General features: G+C 65.7%; 22 protein-coding genes. 6 read left to right on the top strand and 16 right to left on the bottom strand.

Annotated elements, in window-relative coordinates; all coding sequences use genetic code 11:
* Positions 1 to 165 precede the first annotated feature (165 nt).
* Positions 166 to 588: a tripartite tricarboxylate transporter TctB family protein gene (locus ACO1P8_RS15425; RefSeq protein WP_486296790.1), complete on the top strand. Its 423-nt coding sequence runs from the start codon at positions 166 to 168 to the stop codon at positions 586 to 588.
* On the top strand, positions 588 to 2,126 hold the full coding sequence (locus ACO1P8_RS15420; protein WP_486296789.1) for a tripartite tricarboxylate transporter permease: 1,539 nt from the start codon (positions 588 to 590) through the stop codon (positions 2,124 to 2,126). Before ACO1P8_RS15425 ends, ACO1P8_RS15420 begins: the two co-directional genes overlap by 1 nt.
* A 65-nt stretch (positions 2,127 to 2,191) precedes the next feature.
* On the opposite strand, the gene ACO1P8_RS15415 is transcribed toward ACO1P8_RS15420, so the two are convergent.
* The 7 genes from ACO1P8_RS15415 to ACO1P8_RS15385 are packed head-to-tail and all read right to left on the bottom strand — an operon-like array spanning position 2,192 to position 9,106.
* The gene (locus ACO1P8_RS15415) at positions 2,192 to 3,076 is read right to left on the bottom strand and encodes an ABC transporter permease (protein WP_486296763.1); all 885 of its coding nucleotides are present in this window, start codon (positions 3,074 to 3,076) and stop codon (positions 2,192 to 2,194) included.
* 4 nt (positions 3,077 to 3,080) lie between these two features.
* The gene (locus tag ACO1P8_RS15410) at positions 3,081 to 4,013 is read right to left on the bottom strand and encodes an ABC transporter permease (protein ID WP_486296762.1); all 933 of its coding nucleotides are present in this window, start codon (positions 4,011 to 4,013) and stop codon (positions 3,081 to 3,083) included.
* Positions 4,010 to 4,741 (bottom strand): glycerophosphodiester phosphodiesterase, encoded by a 732-nt coding sequence (locus ACO1P8_RS15405; RefSeq protein WP_486296761.1) that lies wholly within the window; start codon positions 4,739 to 4,741, stop codon positions 4,010 to 4,012. Before ACO1P8_RS15405 ends, ACO1P8_RS15410 begins: the two co-directional genes overlap by 4 nt.
* Positions 4,742 to 4,771: 30 nt before the next feature.
* On the bottom strand, positions 4,772 to 5,773 hold the full coding sequence (locus ACO1P8_RS15400; RefSeq protein ID WP_486296760.1) for an ABC transporter ATP-binding protein: 1,002 nt from the start codon (positions 5,771 to 5,773) through the stop codon (positions 4,772 to 4,774).
* On the bottom strand, positions 5,770 to 6,597 hold the full coding sequence (locus tag ACO1P8_RS15395) for an ATP-binding cassette domain-containing protein (RefSeq protein ID WP_486296759.1): 828 nt from the start codon (positions 6,595 to 6,597) through the stop codon (positions 5,770 to 5,772). The genes ACO1P8_RS15400 and ACO1P8_RS15395 overlap by 4 nt, the downstream gene beginning before the upstream one ends.
* On the bottom strand, positions 6,598 to 8,223 hold the full coding sequence (locus ACO1P8_RS15390; RefSeq protein ID WP_486296758.1) for an ABC transporter substrate-binding protein: 1,626 nt from the start codon (positions 8,221 to 8,223) through the stop codon (positions 6,598 to 6,600). It abuts the gene before it with no gap.
* A gap of 43 nt (positions 8,224 to 8,266) precedes the next feature.
* The gene (locus tag ACO1P8_RS15385; protein ID WP_486296757.1) at positions 8,267 to 9,106 is read right to left on the bottom strand and encodes a MurR/RpiR family transcriptional regulator; all 840 of its coding nucleotides are present in this window, start codon (positions 9,104 to 9,106) and stop codon (positions 8,267 to 8,269) included.
* A 219-nt stretch (positions 9,107 to 9,325) separates the two neighbouring features.
* On the opposite strand from ACO1P8_RS15385, the gene ACO1P8_RS15380 reads away from it, so the two are divergent.
* A complete protein-coding gene (locus ACO1P8_RS15380) occupies positions 9,326 to 9,631 on the top strand; it encodes a hypothetical protein (RefSeq protein ID WP_486296756.1) in 306 nt (101 codons plus the stop codon).
* A gap of 197 nt (positions 9,632 to 9,828) precedes the next feature.
* Positions 9,829 to 10,518 carry a hypothetical protein gene (locus ACO1P8_RS15375; RefSeq protein WP_486296755.1) on the top strand — a complete coding sequence of 230 codons (690 nt, stop codon included), beginning with the start codon at positions 9,829 to 9,831 and terminating at the stop codon, positions 10,516 to 10,518.
* A gap of 61 nt (positions 10,519 to 10,579) precedes the next feature.
* On the opposite strand, the gene ACO1P8_RS15370 is transcribed toward ACO1P8_RS15375, so the two are convergent.
* A complete protein-coding gene (locus ACO1P8_RS15370; RefSeq protein ID WP_486296754.1) occupies positions 10,580 to 11,518 on the bottom strand; it encodes a LysR substrate-binding domain-containing protein in 939 nt (312 codons plus the stop codon).
* Between the two features lie 129 nt (positions 11,519 to 11,647).
* Between ACO1P8_RS15370 and argH the strand changes: the two genes are divergently transcribed.
* The gene (gene argH / locus ACO1P8_RS15365) at positions 11,648 to 13,180 is read left to right on the top strand and encodes an argininosuccinate lyase (protein WP_486296753.1); all 1,533 of its coding nucleotides are present in this window, start codon (positions 11,648 to 11,650) and stop codon (positions 13,178 to 13,180) included.
* A gap of 31 nt (positions 13,181 to 13,211) precedes the next feature.
* On the top strand, positions 13,212 to 14,174 hold the full coding sequence (locus ACO1P8_RS15360; RefSeq protein WP_486296752.1) for a Bug family tripartite tricarboxylate transporter substrate binding protein: 963 nt from the start codon (positions 13,212 to 13,214) through the stop codon (positions 14,172 to 14,174).
* A gap of 40 nt (positions 14,175 to 14,214) precedes the next feature.
* Here ACO1P8_RS15360 and ACO1P8_RS15355 read toward each other — a convergent pair whose 3' ends face one another.
* The 8 genes from ACO1P8_RS15355 to atzF all read right to left on the bottom strand — a co-directional run bounded on the left by ACO1P8_RS15355 (position 14,215) and on the right by atzF (position 21,429).
* On the bottom strand, positions 14,215 to 14,946 hold the full coding sequence (locus ACO1P8_RS15355; protein ID WP_486296751.1) for a GntR family transcriptional regulator: 732 nt from the start codon (positions 14,944 to 14,946) through the stop codon (positions 14,215 to 14,217).
* Between the two features lie 6 nt (positions 14,947 to 14,952).
* Positions 14,953 to 15,327 carry an oxalurate catabolism protein HpxZ gene (hpxZ, locus tag ACO1P8_RS15350; protein WP_486296788.1) on the bottom strand — a complete coding sequence of 125 codons (375 nt, stop codon included), beginning with the start codon at positions 15,325 to 15,327 and terminating at the stop codon, positions 14,953 to 14,955.
* Complete coding sequence (locus ACO1P8_RS15345) at positions 15,327 to 16,751, bottom strand: AtzE family amidohydrolase (RefSeq protein ID WP_486296750.1); 1,425 nt, start codon at positions 16,749 to 16,751, stop codon at positions 15,327 to 15,329. Before ACO1P8_RS15345 ends, hpxZ begins: the two co-directional genes overlap by 1 nt.
* The gene (locus ACO1P8_RS15340) at positions 16,748 to 16,954 is read right to left on the bottom strand and encodes an AtzG-like protein (protein WP_486296749.1); all 207 of its coding nucleotides are present in this window, start codon (positions 16,952 to 16,954) and stop codon (positions 16,748 to 16,750) included. The genes ACO1P8_RS15345 and ACO1P8_RS15340 overlap by 4 nt, the downstream gene beginning before the upstream one ends.
* Entirely contained in the window at positions 16,951 to 17,772 is an 822-nt protein-coding gene (locus ACO1P8_RS15335; RefSeq protein ID WP_486296748.1) for an ABC transporter ATP-binding protein, read from the bottom strand. Before ACO1P8_RS15335 ends, ACO1P8_RS15340 begins: the two co-directional genes overlap by 4 nt.
* A 5-nt stretch (positions 17,773 to 17,777) precedes the next feature.
* Positions 17,778 to 18,614: an ABC transporter permease gene (locus ACO1P8_RS15330; protein ID WP_486296747.1), complete on the bottom strand. Its 837-nt coding sequence runs from the start codon at positions 18,612 to 18,614 to the stop codon at positions 17,778 to 17,780.
* A 3-nt stretch (positions 18,615 to 18,617) separates the two neighbouring features.
* Positions 18,618 to 19,628 carry an ABC transporter substrate-binding protein gene (locus ACO1P8_RS15325; protein ID WP_486296746.1) on the bottom strand — a complete coding sequence of 337 codons (1,011 nt, stop codon included), beginning with the start codon at positions 19,626 to 19,628 and terminating at the stop codon, positions 18,618 to 18,620.
* A gap of 79 nt (positions 19,629 to 19,707) precedes the next feature.
* Positions 19,708 to 21,429, bottom strand: a complete 1,722-nt coding sequence (gene atzF / locus ACO1P8_RS15320; protein ID WP_486296745.1) for an allophanate hydrolase — start codon at positions 21,427 to 21,429, stop codon at positions 19,708 to 19,710.
* Between the last annotated feature and the right edge of the window lie 266 nt (positions 21,430 to 21,695).

Here is a 21,695-nt window from a genome sequence, read left to right as displayed (position 1 = left end):
GTGTATACGCGTATCCGGGGAAACCGACAGCAAGCTGAAAGTGCTGCTCTCCACAATCCCGTTCAGCATCGTGCAAGCCCGTGCGATGCGTCGATAACGCGATGAGGAGAGGGGAATGACATCCCGCAGACACGCGGCCCGGCCGGGAGAGCACCGGCCATGAACATGAACAACCGCAATTTCGTCAGAGGCCTGTTCCTGATGGCCTTCGCCCTGGTGTTCGGCGGCGTCGCCGCAACCTATCCCCTGGGTACCCTGGCCCGCTTCGGTCCGGGACTGTTCCCGCTGCTGATATGCGGCTGCCTGCTGCTCGTGGGCCTGGTCACCGTCGTGCGGGCCTACTTCGTCGAACCCGTCCCGCTGAACTACAGCTTTCGCAATATCGCGATCGTGATGGCCAGCCTGGTGGGCTTCGTGCTCGTGTCGCACTTCCTGAACATGCTGCTGGGCATCGTGTTCCTGGTGTTCTGTTCGACACTCGCCGGGACTTCGTATTCGGTCGCACGCAACGTCAAGATCTCCGCCGGCCTGATCGCGGTGGCGTGTGCTTTCAAATTCCTGCTGGGCCTGAGCCTGCCGCTACTATGATCGATATCCTGCACAACCTCTCGTTCGGTTTCGAACAGGCGCTGACCCTGGAAAACCTGATGTATTGCGCATTGGGCTGCACGGTCGGTACCCTGATCGGCCTGTTGCCGGGCCTCGGTCCGCTGTCGACCATCAGCCTGCTGCTGCCGATCACCTACTCCATCCCCGCGGGCGGCGCGCTCATCATGCTGGCGGGCATCTACTACGGCGCGCAATACGGCGACAGCGTCAGCGCCATCACGATGAAGATCCCGCATGCCAGCAGTATCGTGGCATGCATAGACGGATACCAGATGAACCTGAAGGGCAAGACCGGGTTGGCGCTCTTCACGGCGGGCATGTCCAGCTTCATCGGCGGCACGGTGGCCATTGTGGTGCTGTCGACAATGGCGCCGGCACTGGGCGAAGTCGGCATGCTGTTCGGCCCCGCCGACTACTGCGCGCTGATGATGCTGGGATTCTTCTGCGTCAGTTTCGTCAGCAGCGGCAGCCTGCTCAACGGCCTGGCCATGGCGATGATCGGCATCCTGCTGGGCGTGGTCGGTACGGACGTCAACAGCGGCATGGCGCGCTACACCATGGACCTGATGTTCCTGCAGGATGGCGTTGGCCTGATCAGCATCGCGCTGGGCTGCTTCGGCATTGCCGAGATCGTCAAGAACCTGGACGCCCGCAATACGCTTACGCCCTTCAACGGCAAGATCAAGCTGATGCCGAACTGGACGGAGTTCAAGCGCATCATTCCCAGCGCGCTGCGCGGGAGCGTCATCGGTTCGGTGCTGGGCATCCTGCCCGGCGGCGGACCGACGATCGCGCAGTTTGCCGCTTATGCCGCCGACAAGCGTTTCAGCAAGTACCGCGATGAAATCGGCAAGGGCGCCATCGAGGGCGTGGCCGGGCAGGCGGCGGCCGACGAGGCGGCCGCGCGGACGAGCTTTATTCCCTTGATGGCCATCGGCATACCTGAAAACGCCGTGATGGCGCTGATGCTGGCGGCCTTCATCGTCAAAGGCGTGCAACCCGGCCCCAACATGATCGCCAACCATCCGGATCTGTTCTGGGGCCTGGTGGCCAGCATGTGGATCGGCAACTGCTTCCTGCTGATCCTGAACGTGCCGCTGGTGCGTTACTGGCTGTCGGTGTTCAAGATTCCCTATACCGTGCTTTTCCCTTCGATCCTGTTCTTCTGCTGCGTGGGAACCTTTAGCATCAACAACAGCCTGGACGATGTCTATATCACGGCGGTTTTCGGCTTCATCGGCTACCTGTTCATGCGCCTGGGCATGGAAGCCGCGCCGCTGATGCTGGGTTTTATCCTGGGCCCCATGCTGGAGGAAAACTTTCGCCGCGCCATGCTGCTCAGCCGCGGCGATTTCGGCATCTTCGTGTCGCGGCCGATCAGCGGTACGCTGTTTGCGGTGATCGGCGCGATCGTGGTGTGGCAACTGGCGGCTTTCGTCCGCAAGAACCGCCAGCGCAAGGCCGCCGGCCTTGCGGCTGCCCAGGCCACCGCCCAGCCTGCAGCACAGGCCGATTGATTACGTGCCGTCGCCGGTCTCTCCTTGCCGGCATTTGCGTAAACCCTCCTCGCGGAGGGTTTTTTTTATCTGGCGTCGCGCAGCGCCGGATCCAGCCGGTCGCGTATCCAGTCGCCCAGGATGGAAATGGACATCGTGGTCAGGAAGATGATGGCGCCCGGGAAGATTGCGATCCACCATGCCGTTGTCAGGAAGGCGCGCCCGGATCCCAGCATTTGCCCCAGACTGGTCAAAGGCGGGCGTATTCCCAGGCCGAGGAAGCTGAGCGAAGTTTCCAGCAGGATCACCTGCGGGAAATTGAGGGTGAATTGCACGATCAGCACGCTCAATATGTTGGGCAGGATGTGCCTGGCATAGATATGCCAGGGCGGGGCGCCCAGCGCCCTGACCGCCATGGCATAGCCCTGGTTGTTGGCCGAGATCACTACGCCCCGCGTCAGGCGAGCGAAGACCTCCCAGCCATAGAAGCCCATGATGAAAACGAAGAGCATGAAACTGCCGCCGAAGACGGCGATCAAGGCCAGCGCGATCAGGATGAAGGGCAGCGAAGCCTGCACATCGGTCAGCATCATGATCGCTTCTTCGACCCAGCCGCGGAAATGCGCCGCCAGGAAACCCAGCGTGGTGCCCACCGCCGCGCCGATGGCAGTGCCCCCAAGGGCCACCAGCACGCTGAAGCGGATCGCATAAAGCAGGCGGCTGAGTATGTCGCGGCCCAGTTCGTCCGTGCCCAGCCAGTGGGCGCTATTGCCGCCCAGGAAGAATGGCGGCGCCAGCCGCAGCCGGAGCGCTTGTGTGCGATAGTCGTACGGCGCGAGCACGTCGGCCAGGCACGACACGCCGAACAGCAGCGCGATGAACAGCAGAGACAGCAATACCAGCGTGGGATAACGCCGGGGGGCGCCGCGACCCGCCGGCTTTTCCTTGCGCCAGGACAATGCGGACAACATAGGGCTAGCCTTCCTTGCGCACCGTGCGCATGCGCGGGTCGAGCAACGTGTAGATGAAGTCCACGGCGAGGTTGGTCAGGACCATCGTCACCGCGGTCAATATCAATATCGCCTGGACCACGGCGAAGTCCCGCGATGTGACCGATCCGACCAGCAGGCGTCCGACGCCCGGCCATCCGAATACGGTCTCCACGATGATGGAGCCGGCCACCAGGTCGCCCAGCTTCAGGCCCGCGATGGTCACGATGGGTATGGCGGCATTGGGTAGCGCGTGCCAGACGACACGCCGCAAATCGGGCACCCCCTTGGCGCGCGCCGCGACCATGTATTGCCGGTTGAGTACTTCCAGCATCGCCGAACGCGTGAAGCGCGCGAAGACGCCGGCGAAGTGCGTGCCCAGCGTAATGGCGGGCAGGACGAGATGCCATGCGGTGTCGGCGCCCGCGCTGGGCAACAGCCGCAGGCGCAGCGAAAACAGCAGGATCAACAGGATGCCCAGGAAGAAGTTGGGCAGGCTGAAGCCCAGGACGGCGAAGCTCATGACGAAGCGGTCGACGGGCCGGTTGCGGTTCAACGCCGCCACGATGCCCAGCGTCAGGCCCAGCACCAGACCGAATCCGTAAGCCGTCAGCCCCAGGCGCAGCGTGTAGGGAAGCGCTGCCGCGATGAGCTGCGTGGCAGGCCGCTGCTCCGACAGCGACAGGCCGAAATCCCCGCGTGCGAGATTGGCGAGGTACGAAACGTATTGTTCCCAGAGCGGGCGGTCCAGGCCGAACCTGGCACGATACTGCTGCACGACCTCCGGCGACGCCTGGTCTCCCACCAGCGCTTCGATGGGGTCGCCCGACAGGTTCAGGGCGACGAAGGTAAAGGTAACGATGATCCATACGGTCAACAGGCCGCGCGACAGCTTGCGCATCAACAGGCGTGTGTTCATGCCGCCTCCCGCCGCGGCGCCCGTGGGCCGGTCATCAGGGCGGGATCGTTCAGCAGGACGCCTCGCGGTCCCCGGGCCAGGATGCTCGCCAGGCGATCAGGCGTGGTATCGCCTACTTCGCACGGCGTATTCCTGCCTCCCATCGTGACCCAGGCCGGCCGCTCGCGCAGTACCCGCGCGGCGGCCGGGTCGTCCACCTGGCCTTCCCATACGCGAAACGCCTGAGCCCCCGCCCGCGCGAACTCATCGGCGAGCGTGTAGTCGGGCAGAAGTGCCAGCAGGCGGACGCCGGGCAGCCGGGCGTGCGCCAGGGCCACCTGCGCGGGATCGCGCGCGCCTATCCAGACCTTGTCGGCGGCATCGCAGCCCCGTATGTCGCGAACGATCGCTTCCATCAGCGCCAGGTCGGGCGTTTTCACGTCGATCAGTACCGGCCGCAATGGGGCGATGTCCAGCAATGTCCGCGGCAGGAACGATAGGCGCGCTCCGCCGTCCAGGGCGACGGCCTGGAGTTCAGCCGCCGTCATGTCGGCGACGGCGCGCGCATCGCCGGCGATACGGTCGAGCGTGGCATCGTGGCAAGCCAGGACGACGCCGTCGCGCGAGAGCCGGGCGTCGCTTTCGACGATATCGGCGCCGATGGCGATGGCGCCCCGATACGCGGATTCCGTGTTCTCCGGATAGCGCGCCGAATAGCCGCGATGGGCAATGATCAAGGGCGTATGCATGCGGGGTCTCCTTCCTGTTCCTGGCAGGCCCTAGAGGTCCAGTTGTCCGGCGAAATGGCAGCGCACCGCACGGCCGTCATGGATGGTCCGCAGCGCGGGCATTTCCGCCGAGCAGCGATCCCGCGCATGCGGGCATCGGGTGTGGAAGCGGCATCCACCGGGCGGCCGCGCCGGACTGGGCGGATCGCCCTTCAGGACGATGCGCCGCGTGCCTTCGCGCGAACCGGTGGCCGACAGATCGGGAATGGCCGAAAGCAGCGCTCGGGTGTAGGGATGCAGGGGCTGTTCGTATAAATCGTCGGTCAGGCCTTCTTCGACGATCTGGCCCAGGTACATCACGGCGACGCGATGCGATAGCCGCCGCACGACGCGCAGGTCATGGGAAATGAACAGATAGGCGATGCCGTGATCGTGCTGGAGTTTTTCCAGCAGGGTGACGACGGTGGCTTGTACGGAAACATCCAGCGCCGATACCGGTTCGTCGCAGACGATCAGGCTGGGTTTGAGCGCCAGCGCCCGCGCGATGACGACGCGTTGTGCCTGTCCGCCGCTTACCTGGTGGGGAAAGCGGTCGCGCAGGGATGCGGGCAAGGACACCGCGTGCATCAATGCGTCTACCGCGGCATCGCGTTCCGCGACGGGGCCGATGGCGTGCAGGTCCAGCGGTTCCCGGATCTGCCGGCCTATCGGCAGGCGCGGGTCGAGCGCGGACAGCGGGTTCTGGAAGATGATCTGCACATCGCGCCGCCGGCCGCGCCATTGCGCCTCGGTCAGGGCGGACAGATCCTGCCCACGAAAGCGAATGGCACCCCGGGTGGGGCGGTCCAGGCCAACGATCATGCGGCCCGTGGTGGACTTCCCGCAGCCGCTTTCGCCGACGAGTCCCAGGGTTTCGCCCGTGCGCAGGTGAAAGGAGACGTCTTCGACGGCGTGAATGCGCGGGGCGTGCCGCAATAGTGTGCGTCCGCCGCCGAAATAGCGGCGCAGCTCGCTGACTTCCAGCAGGGGGGCGGATGGGGCAGGCGCTGTCATGCCCATTCCTCGCGCCAACGGTAGACCGGTGCCCGCGTATCCAGGCGCGGCATGGCGGCCAGCAGCTCGCGCGTATAGTTTTCGCGGGGCTGCCGGAACAGCAGCGCCGCTGGCGCGCTTTCCACGACGCAGCCATCGCGCATCACCACCACGTCATCCGCCATCTCGGCGACGACGCCCAGGTCGTGCGTGATGAAAAGCAGCGACATGCCGAGTTCGGCCTGCAGGCGGTCGAGCAGATCAAGTATCTGGGCCTGGATGGTCACATCCAATGCCGTGGTGGGTTCGTCGGCGATCAGCAGCCGGGGACCGCAAGCCAGCGCCATGGCGATCATCACGCGTTGCGCCATGCCGCCAGAGAACTGGTGCACATAGGATGCGAGCCGCTGCCCCGGCTCCGGAATGCCCACCATTTCCAGCAGCTCGGCCGCGCGGACGGCACGCCGTGCCCGGGTAAGCGGCGTGTGCAGGGCCAGGGTTTCGTCCAGCAGGTTTCCCACGGTGTGCACGGGGTTGAGCGAGCCCAGCGGGTCCTGGAACACCATGCCGATGCCCGCCCCGCGCACGCGGCGCAGTTCGCGTTCGGGCAGGACGGCAAGATCCAGTCCGTCGAAGAGGATGCGGCCGCGGGTCAAGCGGCCATTACGCGGCAGCAGGCCCAATATGGCCTGGCAGGTGATGCTCTTGCCGCTGCCGCTTTCGCCGACGATGCATAGCGTGCGGCCGGGGCCGACGTCGAAGCTGACTTCGTGCAGCACGCCGGCGTAACCCGCGGCGGTGTGAAATCCGGCGCTCAGGCCCTGGACGGAAAGGAGGGGCGGCACTTACCGGGATCCGAAGGAAAGGTTGTCAGGCCGGAAGTCCATGTAGTACTGCGAGTACGGCTGCCACTGGACGTTTTTCTTCATGGCATAGCCCGTGACGGGGTTGTACAGCATGGTCATGGGCATGTCGTTCTCGAAGATGTCCAGCACCTGGCGGTAAGTGGCGCGCCGCTGGGCCGGATCGGTGGCCGTGTACAGGGATAGCGCAAGCGCGTTGAACGCGGGATCCGGCGTGTAGAACTTCTGTGTTTTCTGTATCTCGGAGTTCGGGCCCCAGAGGATCAGCAGCGAACCGGTGGGGTCCGGGATGCGATAGGTGTTGGACCACGCGTACATCTGCACGCCGGGCTTGCGGACGTCCTTGAAGCTATCGGCGAAGTCGATGCGTACGTTGATGCCGACCGCGCGCCACATCTCCTGCATGATCTGCGCGGCTTCGACGTTGTAGAGGTAGTAGTTGGGAATCAGGCGGTACGAGATTTCCTCGCCTTTGTAGCGGCTTTGCTTCAACAGCTTCTTCGCCTGTTCGGGGTCGTACCGGTAGCCGGCACGGTCCTTGTCGTACAGATTGCCGAAGCTGGGCAACTGGTAGCCGTTCGGAGCGAAGGTCTTGCCTTTCCACAAGGCGTCGATCAAGGCCTTGCGGTCGATCGCCAGGCTGAGGGCCTGACGCAGGTTCCTGTCGGAAAGCAGCGGATCGCGGGTATTGAAGACCACGACGTGGCTGTTTTCCAGCGGTACGGTCTTCAAGGTCAGATCCTTGTAGCCCGCCAGCGCATCCCATTGGTCAGGAGGGATTTCCGCGGCGATGTCGTAGTCGCCCGCCACCACGCCGGCGATGCGTGCCGCCACTTCCGGCACCGATTTGAAGGTGACCGTACGGGCGGCGGGCTTGCCACCGTAGTAGCGGTCGAAGGCCTGCAGCGTGATGTGGTCGTTCTTCTGGTAGCTGGCGAATTTGTAGGGACCGGTGCCGACGGGATTGAAGCGCAGCGCCTTCGCGGCTTCGTCCATCCACGTCCTGGCGGGCACGCCGTCCTTCCTGAACTTGTTCCAGGCTTCATCGCATATGACGAAAGACATATAGCTGGACAGGCGTTGTTCGATCGCGGCATCGTGCTGCGCGGTGGTGAACCGCACCGTCATATCGTCCAGCTTTTCGACCTTGGTCAAATTACCGAAGTAGGCCGGGCCTTCCGCGTAATAGGCGTCCGGTCCCCATAATCGTTCCGGCGAGAACGTCGCCAGTACGTCGTCGGCGTTGAAGGGATTGCCGTCGTGGCAAACGACGCCGGGACGCAGCTTCACGTCGAAGGTGGTCGGCGTGGTCCAGGTCCAGCTGGTGGCCAGCCCCGGCTCCAGCCTGGCGCCGCCGTCGGCGTCCGGATGATCGAAGTCGCGCCGGATAAGGGTGTCGTAGATGGAGTAATAGACACGGACGTCGACGTTGCCGTTACCGGCCGCCGGGTCCAGCGTGCGGGCCAGTTCGTTGACCGCGACCGTCAGGACGGGCCGTGTGTCGGCGGTGGCCTGGGCACCCACCGCCGCGCCGGGAGCCAGCGCGACGCCCAGCACCGCCATGCACCACAGCACGCCCTTGGCGGCATACCGGTTTGGTTCGAACATGTTTGTCTCCCGCGCGTCGTGAATCGATGAGTGGATAGGCAGATCAGCGCCGGCGAGGCGGCGTGACGGATCTTTCGAAACTGAGCCGCAGCTCTTCCAGCTTCCCCAGTGCGTCGAGCGAACGGCCGTGATCGACGCGGGAAAGTTCCAGGATCAGCGTGTTGCATATCGCCATGGGTACCGTCAGGGAGTGGAACTCCCCCGGTTCGCCACGGCGCGCGGTCATCGTCAGCTGCGCCATCGGGGCGAGAGTCAGGTCGGTGAGCAACACGCTGCCCGCGCCGGTTTCGCGCGCGAGCTTCAACGCCTGCGCCACCCCGGGACTGTCGTGACGGAAGATCATGCCGAACACCAGATCCTTGTCCGTCAGGCTGATCAGTTCATCCGCTGCCTGCCAATCGGCATGCGACAGGCCCACGGCGTGGTAGCCGGAACGCTTCAGGCGCCGCGCGAAGAGTTCGGCCAGGCTGCCGGCATGGCTTTCACCGACGACGATGATGTGCCGCGCGCGCCGCAGCCAATCGGTGGCTGTGGCGATGTCTTTCTGGCCGACCTGCTCAGCCAGCCGGCTGAGCGCGCCGATTTCGCCGGCGACGAGCGATTCCAGCAGCGTGCCGCCCGTGGCGTTGTCGATGCGGTTGCGTACCCGGGCCGATGCGTCCAGGTCGAACACCATCGCTTCGCGCATGGCACGGTAGGAGTCGAATCCCAGCTTGCGCGCCAGGCGGCCCGCCGTCGACGGATGGACGCCCGCACGCTCGGCGATTTTGTGCGCGGGCATGAAGCTGCCCACGGTCGTGTCGGACAGCAGGACATCGACCAGCTTGCGGTCGGAACCGGTCAGGGTGTCCTGTTTTTCCGCGACGAGTTCTTCGAACCGCATCCTGGGTATCCGGGTAAGTGCTCGATCGAGCGTTGGCGAGGGATGTTATGCAAAATATATTGCAGTAATTTTACAGATGCAATATTAGTTGCAGAGCAGCAATTTGGTTGCAGTGCCGCACGACTGCGAGGCGCGCTATCCTCGCAGCAGCCGGGGCGCACGCGGCTTGCGTATCCGCCTCGTCCAAAGACTGACGGCCTCGTGCCAAAGGAGCTGAACATGGTAGATAACGCGAAAGCGGCCGAGAAACGCCTGGACGTGGCGATCGCCAAGGGCCGGGAGCGGCTTCTGGCCGCCGAGCCGGAACTCGCCCGCAATGCCGATGCGCGCGCCACGGCCAAGGCCGGTGGGGCGGAGGAAAAGCGGATCGCCCTGTATGAAGCGGAGATCGAGCAGGAGATCGCCGACTACGCGAAGTCGCAGGGCGTGGACGAGGTCGACATGCTCGTTCGGTTGGGCGTGGACTCCGACAAGGAGGCCCGCGAGCTGATCTCGTTGCGCAGGGACCGCCAGGGCGGTGCCTGATCGCCGGGCGGGAGGGAAAACGGCTTCGCGCGGGACTTCGGCTTGCGGGCCGGTCCTTCGTGGCGGAACTTCCACGTGTCCGGCGATGTCGCGCTCAGAAATGTCGGGTTCCTGACGGGAATTCCCCCTGCCATGATTCTTATCGCGGCGCGCGGTGCGCACCGATTGCGATGAGGAAGTGGATGCGGCAAATAAAAATGATGCGCAGGTATGCGGGGCAGGTGCATGCGTTCAAGCATGCGTGGATGAACGGCCGGCTTGGCATGGGCAGCAACTTCGTAGAGGACAAGGGTGCGTGCGCGCCAGCGTCGAGGTCTTCGGGGAGCAGTTACTACCACTTCGAGGACACGGCGATGGGCGCCAGGCCACTGGTCCTGATCGGCACCTTGCCGGAGATCGACGAGTTCTTCCGCAGGGAATCGCGATATGGAATCGTGAATTCGATTCCGGATCTTCCGGCGATCCATGTCAAAGCCGCGCGTTACCGTCCCGGCGAGCGATTCAAGGAACTGGCCGCCGGCCATGGCATGGCCAAGGCGCTGATCGATACGTTCAAGACGGGCGTGGGCATTATGGCGGACGGCGCCGTCGACCGCACGGTCGCCGGGGTGATGCCACGGCACAATCTGGGCCAGGTGGCCGGCGGCGGCGTGACGCTGGCCAGTATCGTCAAGGGCGCGGCGGACCTGACCATGGCCACGGACAACACGGTGCAGGCGTGGAGAGGGACGTACAGCGCGGCCGCGGCCGCGCAAGAGGGGCCGGAGTTCTATATCGAGTTCACCTACCTGAAGAGCAGCGGCGCCAGGTGGGTGGGAACCGGGCGCCTGGATTTCAGCGAGCGGAACCTGTTCTGGTCGCTGGCGGAAGCGCTCTGCGCCGCCTAGGGAGATGGGTCGGGTCGCGCGGCGTCACAGCTCGCTCTTGTCGTCGGCGCGGATGGCGTGCTCATGCTTTCCTGCCGATGGCCTTGCGGACGCGGCGGCCGGGTTTGACGGTGTCCTGCGTATCCAGGGCGGCGAACACCCGCTGTACGCAATCCTCCATCCGCCTGGCCAGGGCGTTGACCGGGAAGTGCCCGGAAGTGACCGCGTAGCTGTAGAAGTCGACCTTCTCGGAGAAAGGGATTTCACGCACCTCGGCCAGGCGCAGCGCCCGCGATACGATCGGATTCACGATCGACACGCCCAGGCCCTTGGCTACCATGGTGCAGATGGTGGTGGCGTAAGGGGTCTCGATGGAGAGAATCCTGGAGTCGTGCGGGAAGTGCCGGTCGATCGCCGCCCTGTTGAAGCTTCCGGCCGGCAAGGAAATGAAGGGTTCGTCGTCGAAGTCGGCGGGTTTTAATACCTTCCTGGCGGCCAGCCTGTGCGATGTGGCGACGACCCCGACACCGCAGGCGGTATTGATGCGCTGGTAGCGCAGGCTGGGGACATCGGTGTGGATGGAGCTGAAACCGATATCGCAGAACCCGGTCGCCACCCACTTCGCCACCACATCGGAGCCGCCGGTATTGACCACGACGGGGATGTCCGAGACTTGCTCGCGGAACATGCGGATGGCGTCCGGCATCACGCATTGGGTGATGGAGCCGACGGCGCCGATCCTGAGCAAGCCCGTGCCCCTGCGCCGGATCGAACTGGCACTGTCGTTCAAGGACTCCAGGCCGATGAAGGCTCGCTCCACGTCGGCATAGAAGGCATCCGCTTCGGGCGTCGGGATCAGCCTGGTGCCGACCCGCTGGAAGAGCACGAAGCCCAAGGCCTTTTCCAGCAGCGCTATCCAGCGGCTGACATTCGGCTGCGAGGTATGCAGCAGGCCGGCCGCCGTGGTCATCGAGCGCGTCATCATCACTGCGCGAAAAGCCTCTACCTGCTTGAAATTCATGGAAGGAATCCTAAGGCGCGATCGCCGTGAAGCATATCATTTATGTATTCATAGCTATAAGAAACTGATTTGACGTATGGATGGCGGCGGACGGAGACTGCGGTTTTCTTGCTTGCACCCGAGCCCGCGATGGAATCCAAAGTTAGCAGCCGCCTGAAGCAACCCCTGGCGCAGGAAGTGATCGACTACGTCTTCCTGCCACGATTGAACCGGGAGTTCTTCGCCAATTTCGAGATGTTGAATCACATCAATTTCGCGCATCTGCTGATGCTTCACGAGCAGGGCATCCTCGATGCGGATACCTCGGTCCGGCTTGCCGGGGCGCTGCTCAAGATACAGGCGGACGGTCCCGATGCGGTGGCCCTCGATGCCGCGCGCGAAGAGGCTTACTTCAACTACGAGGCGCATCTGATCGGCATGGTGGGCGCGGACACGGGCGGGCGCTTGCACACCGCCCGCAGCCGCAACGACATGGGCGCCACCATCGATCGCATCCGGGCGCGGGATTTTGCCACGCGCATCGGCCAGGCCCTGATCGATGTCGCGCAGGCCGCATTGGCGCAGGCCGGGAAGTTCGCGCATTGCGTGATGCCGGGCTATACGCACATGCAGGCGGCCCAGCCGATCACCTATGGGTATTACCTGTCCGCGCTGGTCGAGGCGTGGTCGCGGGATATCGACAGGCTGCTGCACGTGCTGGAAACCGCGGACGGCTCGCCCCTGGGCGCCTGCGCGCTGGCGGGGACGTCGTTCCCCATCGACCGCGCCGCCACCAGCGCGATGCTGGGCTTTACCCGGCCGCTGGCCAATGCGCTGGACGGCGTCGCGTCGCGGGACTTCGCGCTGGAGCTGAGTGCGGCCCTATCCATCATGATGATTACCTGCAGCCGGATGGTGCAGGATTTCTACATCTGGTCGACGCCCGAGTTCGGCTATCTGGTGTTTCCCGACAGCGTCGCCAGCACCTCCAGCATCATGCCGCAGAAGAAGAACCCGGCCGTGCTGGAATATCTGCGCGGGAAAACGGGGCACGTGATCGGCATGACGTCGGCCGCCTTCGCGACGGTGAAGTCTACGCATTTCACGCATTCGGGGGACAGCAGCCGGGAAAGCACCCGGACCTGCTGGGAGGCCTGCGAAGAATCCCTGAAAGCGCTGGCGCTGATGAAGCTGCTGGTGGAGAAAGTCGAGCCGGACCAGGCCCGCATGGCGGCTCGCGCCGCGGACGATTTTTCGACCGTCACGGACCTGGCCGACCTGCTGGTGCGCAAGGCGGGCGCCTCGTTCCGGGACGCGCATCACATCATAGGCGCGGTCGTCCGCGACGCGCTGGATCGAGGGATACCCGCGAAGGACATCACCCCGGCGATGATCCAGGCCGCCGCCGCCGCGCAGACAGGCAGGGAGATCGTCTTGCGGGACGCGGATATCGGCGATTGCCTGGATCCCGTGCGCAATGTCGCCGCACGTCGATCGCAAGGCGGCCCCGCGCCCGAGCTGGTGCTGGGGCGTATCGACGAGCAGAAAAGCGTGCTGGGCGCGAAGCGGCAAATCATCGATGCGACGGTGCGGCGCATCGGCGACGCGCGGGCATTGCTGCAACGGCGCATGCGCGCGCTCGTCTCTTCCGAATCCACGGCGCCGGACTTGCAGGGCGCCTGACTCACACTATCAATGCAAGGGGAATCCAATCATGCTGAAAGTCGTCGCCGTACTCGCTGCCGCGCTGGGGATCTGCCTGGGCGCACAGGCCCAGACCTATCCGGGCAAGCCCATTACGCTGGTCGTGCCGTTCGCGCCGGGGGGCACCGTGAACCTGATGGGACGCCTGCTCGCCACGCGCATGACGGAGGTATTGGGCCAGCCTGTCATCGTCGAAAACAAGCCCGGGGCCGGGGGTAGCATCGGGGCAAGCTTCGTGGCAAAGGCCGCGCCCGACGGCTATACGCTGTTGCTGGCCACCATGGGACAGCAATCGATCCAGCCCTTGCTGTCCAGGACGCTGCCCTACGATCCCGCGAAGGATTTCGCGCCGGTCGCCTTGTTCTCTACCGTGCCGAATGTGCTGGCCGTTTCGACCGGCACGCCCGCCCGGAATATCGCGGAGCTGGTGGCGTATGCCAAGGAAAATCCGGACAAACTCAATATGGCATCGGCCGGCATCGCCTCGGTGAACCATCTGACCGGCGAACTGTTCATGTTCCGGTCGGGTGTCCGGTTCTCGCATGTGCCCTACCGGGGCGCGGGGCCGGCGACGGCGGACCTGCTGTCCGGACAGGTGCAGGTTCTGTTCGCCAATCTGCCCAACGTCCTGCCCTATATCAAGGCCGGGCAGGTCCGCGTGCTGGGCATCGCCAGCGACAAGCGCAGCCCGGCGATCCCCGATGTCCCGACCTTCGCAGAGGCGGGCGTGAAGCGCGCCGAGGTCGAATCCTGGTATGGCGTCATGGCGCCCTCGGGCACCAGCCCCCAGGTGATCCGCAAGCTGCAGGACACCATCATCGGGATCGCCGGGGAAAAGGCCATGATCGCGCACCTGGCCGATCAGGGCGCCTTGCCCTTTCCCGGCACGAGCGCGGACCTGGCCAGACTCTCGAACGAAGAAACCGCGCGCTGGACCGAGATCATCCGCAGCGCCGACATTCAGGTGAATTGACCGCCGTACCGATTCGAAGCGCCCGCCGTCGTGACAGAACCTAGTGGTCCGCCGCGTGTGCCTGCCGCGCCAGGTAGATCTCGTGCAGCGTGATCTTCCGTACTTCTGCCTGGCTGGCGGCGATATGCGCGGCCAGCAGGCGGCATGCCTCGTCCGCGCGCTGGGCCAGCACGGCGCGCAGGATTCGGCCGTGTTCCTCGTAGGTCGCGTCGACGCGCGGCCGCTTGGTGAAATCGAGGCGGCGAATGATGCGTATGCGTTCGGTGACCTCGCGATGCACGCGGGTGATTTCCGCATTGCCCGCGGCCGTGACCAGGGTGCAGTGAAAGGCCTCGTCCCAGATGCCGACCTGGGCCATGTCGTCGCTGCGCGCCTCGGCGGGAACCAGCCAGATATCCGCCAGCCCGTCCAGCAAATGCCGGTCGATCTGGGGGGCGCCCGCGCACAGCCGGCGTACCGCCTCGGATTCCAGCACCTGGCGCAGGTCGTATAGCTGCTCGAATTGATCGAAGTCGAAAGGCAGCACCCGCCATCCGCTGCGGAAGAGCACCTCTACATAGCCCTCCTGCTGCAGGCGGAAGAGCGCCTGGCGTACCGGCGTGCGCGATACGCCCAGCCGGTCGCTGACTTCGCCCTCGGTGAAGCGATCGCCGGGGACCAGGCGGAACTCGGCGATGTCGCGCTTGAGCAATCGATAGACATCGTCCGCGCGCGACGTGCGGGCCGGCGGCGCGTGGGCGGAGAGATCGGAAACCGCGGTGGCCTTGGGCATTACCGTTCAGGCCATCAGGCTGACATGGGCCGCGACGACGCGCCATCCCGCGGGCGTGCGCATCCACGTCTGGCTCTGGCGGCCGACGCGGGCCGATCCGTCGCGGCGGAATTCGATATTGGCGGTGGCGAAATCGCGGCCGTAGGTGGTGATGGCCGTACGCAGGACCTCGCGTTCCAGGCCCTGCGCGGGCCGCGCCGCGCGGAAGTCGCGGATCTGGGCATAGCCGTAGAGGTTTTCCGTCGCGCCATAGCGCAGGGTATGCGGGCTGTCCCAGAACAATTCGTCCAGCACGGCGACATCGTTGGCGGTCAGCGCTTTTTCATAGCGCGCGAATTGCACCTGGACTTCGGCAAGCACGTCCGGCAGATTGATTTCCATCACGGCAATAGATCCTGGGAATTGGGGCAACGGGCGCGCGCGATACCTGCCCGTTCCAGCGCCACGGCCGCGCGCAGCGCGATGTCCTCGCGCCACGGCGCAGCGATGAGTTGTACACCGACCGGCATTCCTTGCGCCAGTTCCGGCCACACCGGCGCGACCGCCACCGGGCATCCGGCGAAGGAAATCGGCTGCGTGAGCAGGCCCATGGCCGGCCGGCACGGATGAGCCGTACCGTTGATGTCCAGCCACTCGGTGCCGATGATCGGAGCCGGGACGGGTGTGGCCGGCGCCAGCAGCAGGTCCCAATCCTGGAACAAGGTATGCACGCGTTCCCGGTACCGCCGGCGAAAGCGGTGCGCGCGGGCCAGCCAGTGCGCCGGCTGCAGGGCGCCGGCGATGAAGCGGTCCACCGAGAGCGGTTCGAAGTCGGCGGCGCGGCGCCGCAGGGCGGGCAGATGCAGGCTGCCGCCTTCGGAAGCGGTGACGATGAACGCGGCCGCGCGGCCCAGCGCGGCGTCGGGCCATTCGACCGTCCGGCGGGCGCCCAGGGCGTCGGCGACGGCGCTCACGGCGGCCCGCGCGGGTTCGGTGGCGTTGGCGTCGAAATAGCCGCCCAGGATGCCGATGCGCAGGCCTTGCATGCCTGACGCAAGGCGGGGAAGCACGGGCTGCACGGCGCGCGCGTGACAGCCGGGATCCTCCGCATCCGGATATTGAAGCGCATCGTAGACGCGCGCCAGCAGTGCCGCGGAATCGGCGAAAGGGCCGAGATGGTCGATGCTGTGCACGAAGGGGAAGCTGCCGCGCCTGGACAAGCGGCCGAAGGTCGGCTTCAGGCCCCAGACGCCGCACAGGGACGCCGGCACGCGTATCGAGCCATTGGTGTCCGAGCCCAGCGATACGGGGACCTGTCCGGCCGCCACGGCGGCGCCGGATCCGCCGGAGGATCCGCCGGCGATGCGCGCCGGGTCGTGCGGGTTGCGCGTGGGGCCGTAGTGGCTGTTCTCGGTCGTGAAGCCGTAGGCGTACTCGTCCATATTCAATGCGCCCACCAGCACCGCGCCGGCCGCGCGCATCCGCTGCACGAGCACCGCGTCCGCCGCCGCGGGTGCGCGGTCGCGGTTTATCTTCGACCCCGCCAGCGTGACTTCGCCCTGGATATCGAACAGATTCTTCACGGCATACGGCAAGCCTGCCAGGGGAGGCAGCGGGCGGCCCGCCGCGCGCATGGCGTCTATCGCATCGGCCTCGGCGCGCGCGCGGGCCGCCGTGCGCGCCGTGAACGCATTGATGGCGCCATCGGTGGCCTCGATGCGCGACAGGCAGGCTTGCAGCCAGTCGCGCGCGCTGTCTTCGCCGCGCGCAATGGCGTCCAGGCGCGCGCTGCTGTCAGAGAACGGGGGAGAGGGGATGGCCGTCATGGCAGCGTGTCCGGAAAGGGCGCCGGGCAGTAGAGGGCGGCGGGTTCGTCCTCGGGCTCCAGCGGGATATCGTCGAGCGCGCGGGCGATGTCGGCGGTCCGCGCCAGGTGGACGGCCACGCGCCGCACCTGCTGCTCGTCCAGGGCCAGGTCCAGCAGCGCCGCGCTGGCCCGCACGTAGGCGAGGGCGATCTCTTCGTTCATCGGCGCACCTCGCGCTGGAAAATCTCCAGGCTTTGCTTCTTGGCCGCGACGAAGCTGGCTTGCGACAGTGTTTCCACCGTCCGGGGGCGTGCGTCGGTGTAGTCCAGGATTTCCGCCACGCGGGTCGGGCGCTTGGTCAGTAGCAGGATCTGGTCGGCCAGGTAGACCGCTTCTTCCAGATCGTGCGACACCAGCAGCATGGTGGTACCGGTTTGCATGAAGACCTCCTGCAGTTTCTCGCGGATGAACAGCGTCATCTCGAAGTCCAGCGCGGAAAAGGGTTCGTCCAGGAACAGCACCTCGGGACGAGGCGCCAGCGCCCGCATGATGGATGCGGTCTGCTGCTGGCCGCCGGACAGCTCGTACGGGTATCGCTTCAGGTCGAACTTGACGCCGAAGGAGTCGATCAGTTCTTCCATGCGCCGATCGACCTCTGCCTTGCCCTTGCCTTCGAGCAGCAGGGGATAGGCGATATTGTCGATCGTGCGCATCCAGGGGAACAAGGCTTCGCGGTAGTTCTGGAAGACATAGCCGATGCGCGTATCGCGCAGCGTTTTGCCATCGAACAGGATCTCGCCCCGGTCCACGGGAATCAGGCCGGCGACCATGTTGATCAGGGTGCTTTTGCCGCAGCCGTTGGGTCCGAAGACCGATACGATTTTTCCCTTGGGGATGTCGAGGTCGAAATTCTCGTACAACGGCCAGCCGGCAAAATACTTGGTCAGGCCGCGGATCGTGATGTGCGTGCCGGCCGGGCCCGGGTGGAAGCGCGGCGGCGGCACATCGGCATGGGCGGGGCTGTTCAGGACGGTGCTCATGGGTTCTACCTTCCGCTCCAGTGGACCACGCGGCGTTCCAGCATCAGGAACAGGATGTTCAGTACATAGCCCAGGGCGCCGGCGGCCAGGATGGCGGCGTACATGGTTTTGACGTTCAGCACCTGCTGGGCATCGATGATGGCGTGGCCCAGGCCGTTTTCGGATCCGATGAACATTTCGGCCACGATGACGATGACCAGCGCCATGGACACCGCCGAGCGCAGCCCGACGAAACTGGGCTGCAGGCTTTCCCAGACCAGCACGTCCTTGAAGACGCGCCAGCGCGACGCGCCCATGACCCGCGCCGCCATCACGCGCTGCTTGCGTGCGTTGATGACGCCGTAGGCGCTGTTGAATACCACGATCAGGAATGCGCCGAACGCAGCGATCGCCACCTTGTTGATATCCGAGACGCCGAAGATCAGCAGGAACAAGGGGATCAATGCGGACGAGGGCGTGGAGCGGAAGAAGTCCACCAGGAATTCCACCGTCCGATAGGCGCGCTCGTTGCTTCCCAGCAGGACGCCCAGCGGCATGCCGACCACCGCGGCGATCACGAAGGCCTGCAGCGTCCGGCTGACCGTGACCAGGAAGTCCGTCAGCAGGTTCCCACCGGCAAGCCCGGTGGCCAGCGCGACCAGCGTATCGGCGGGGCTGGGCAGCAGGATGGGCTTGATCAGGCCGGCGCGTACGACCGCATCCCAAATGACGAACAGCAGTATCGGCCCGACAAAGGGCAGCATCCGTTCGCGCAGGGGCGTGCGCGGCACCGCGTCCGTGGACGCGGGCGCTGACCAGGCTGGCGCGCCGGCGGCGCCGGCGGAAGAGCTGGGCTTGTCCATGGCTCAGGCCTTGTAGATCAGGGGCGCCACATCGACCTTCTTCGAGAAGATGTTCTTCTCGGTGAACAGGTCATAGAACTTCTGGAAATAGGCGACGTCGCTTTGCTTGAATTCGTCGTACATCATGTAGGCGGCCAGCGGCACCTCGTTCGTCAGCGGCCCTTCGATGGCGGTGTAGCCCTTCATGTATTGCCGCGCTTCGCCAGGCTGGGTGCGCACCAGCTCCACGCCGCGCCGGTAGGCGGCGATGAATTTTTTGGCGGCGTCCGGGTGCTTCTGGATGAATTCGGTGGTCAGGCTGGCCGCACCGCCATGCCAGGGCGCCATGGGATCGCCCAGCACGTAATGGGCGACGACACCGGCTTCCAGCACGCGCGTCGTGCCATTCAGCCGGCCCACCGTACCCGTGGGTTCCAGCGTATAGCAGCCGTCCACCTGTCCGGTCGCCACGGCCGCGACATGCTGGCCGATGGGCAGTTCGATGACCGTCGCGCCGGTGGCGCCCGCGCGTTCCAGCATGGTCTTGGCCAGCGTCACGTTCTGGATGCCAGGGCCGGAGGCGATCTTCTTGCCCTTGAAGTCGGCCGCGGTCTTGATGGGGCTGTCCTTCGCGACGAGGAATTCTTCCAGCACATTGCGGGCATTGCTGGGATTGGTGCAGAAGATCTTGAACAGGCCCGGCTGCGCGATCTCGCCGATGGCCAGGTTGGCCGACCCGGTGCCGTTGGCGCTGCCGTCGCATCGGCCCGACAGCATGGCTTCCATCACCTGCTGGGCGCCGGCGAACTTCAGCACTTCGACGTCCAGCCCGGCTTCCTTGAAATAGCCTTTATCCACGCCGGCGAAGAAAGGCAGGCCGGCGGCGACCGGCCAGAAGCCGATGCGGATTTTGGGCGTCGATTGGGCGCGCACGATCGCCGGCATGGCCAGCATGCCGGCGGCGCCTGACTTCAGCAGTCGACGGCGGCCGCCGTCGACCGTTGCGGGAGCGGGTATGGATAGGGTGTTGCGCATGATGGAATTCCCCTGGGTCGGTTTGTGGTGGTGCAATGTCGATCGATCAGCGGGCGCGTCCCGCCCGTGTTATCAGGTCCTAAACCGGCGGCGTCGCGCGCGCGGCGATGTAGGCGCGCCAGCCGCCATAGGTGCTGACATCCTGGGCGCCGCTGAACGCGTGGTCCTCGCATACGAAACCGTGTACCCAGCGCCCGTCGGCCAATTCCAGGCTGCCCAGCGCCAACGGCGGCGGTACGAGCGCCAGAAAGCTGCCCAGCGCGGCCAAGGGCACTTGCCAGACTTCGATGTCGATGCCGACCCCGCCGTGCGCCACACGCCGCAGTCCCGGCTTGGCCGGCACGGTGCCGTTCAGGGCGTACAGCCGATACCGCGGCGCCGTCCTGGTCGTTTCCGCCAGGCGGGCGCCCCGCTCGGTCAATTGCGCGTTCAGCGGCATGCCGGAAAGATGCGCGCCCACCACGGCCAGGGGCAGGTGGGTGGCGGGGCCCGGCAGCAGGGCCGCGATGGGTTCGGGCGCCGGCAGCGGCGTCCCGGTCGCCCCTTGCGGCAGCTCCGTGCCATGGTGGAAGCGCTGGCCCAGCTCGGCCAGTTGCCAGTCGCTGCCCGCCGGGCCGATCAGCGTAATGCCGAAGGGCAGGCCGTCCGCACGCAGGCTCGCCGGCACCGCCAGCGCGGCATAGTCGAGCAGGTTGACGAAGTTCGTGTAGTGGCCCAGCTCGCGGTTGCGCACGACCGGTTCGGCCCGCATCGCGGCAATGGTGCAATGGGTCGGCGCCGTAGGCACGCACAGCAGGTCGATATCCGTCCACATGGCGTCCGTGCGCTGCGCCAAGCCGCGCAGCCGGTGCTGTGCGCGGTAGAGATCCGCCGCGTCGTAGCGCCGGCCCGCGGCGAGAATGTCGCGTACCGGCTGGATGACCGCATCCGGATGCATGTCGAAGAACTCCCGGACGGCGGCATAGCGTTCGGCCACCAGCGCGCTGTCGTAAAGCATCGCCGCGGCTTCGGCCAGCGGCGCATAGTCGATCGGTACCAGCGTGCCGCCCAGCGCCTGCATTTGCCGCAGGGCCTGCTGCCATGCGGCCTGGGACAAGGCGTCGCCGAAGAATTCCGGCCGGGCCGGGACACCGACGCGGAAGTTCACCGGCAGCGGGGTCGTGGCCATCGGCAGCTTGCGGGAGTAGGGGTCCCGTGGGTCGTGGCCGCAGGCTGCTTCCAGTACCTTCACCGCGGTGGCCACGGTGCGCGCGAGGATGGACACGCAGTCCACGCTTTGCGCGGCGGGCAGTACCCCGTATGCGGAGATCAACCCCCGGCTGGGCTTCAGTCCGACGATATTGTTCAGCCCCGCCGGCACACGGCCTGAACCTGCGGTGTCGGTGCCCAGGGCGAAATCCGTCTCGCCCGCCGCGACCACATAGGCGGATCCGGAACTGGAGCCCCCGCTGACGTAGGCCGCGTTGAAGGCGTTGGGTACGGCCCCATACGGCGAACGCGTGCCGTTCAAGCCGCAGGCGAACTGGTCCATATTGGTTTTGCCGGTCAGGACCGCGCCGGCGGCGAGCAGGCGTTCGACGGCCGCGGCGTGCTCGCGGGGCACGTAGGCGAAGTCGGGGCAGGCGGCCGTGGTGGGCTGGCCCGCGACATCGATGTTGTCCTTCACGGCGAAGCGCAGGCCGGACAACGGCCCATCGGCCGAAGCACCGGCGATAGCCGTGAACCTGCGTATCCACGCCGGATCGGACGTCGCCGCCGGCAGGTCCGGCAGGGTGGGATAGTCAGGCGAAGGAGTCGGCATGGCGGCGATGGCTCAATAGATATCCAAACTTGTGTACAAGTTAAGCAAGGCGCATGCCAATTTGCCGTGCCTGGGAAGGCGGTGCTTCGGCAGGCGGGCGCGCACGAGGAAGGGGCGTGCCGGGCACCGTCCCTGTGCATTGCACGGGGACGGTGCGGTCGGTCACCAAGGGATGGGGCGCGTAGCCCCGGGGATGCGATCGGTGGGGCGCATCGCCGCGCCGTCGATCGCGCGGCGCGGGCGGGGGGATTCTTTTCGGCTGCCGG

The organism is Bordetella sp. (genome assembly GCF_057362025.1).
Note: the sequence above shows the minus strand (reverse complement) of the source record. Positions and strands in the feature narration are given on the sequence as shown.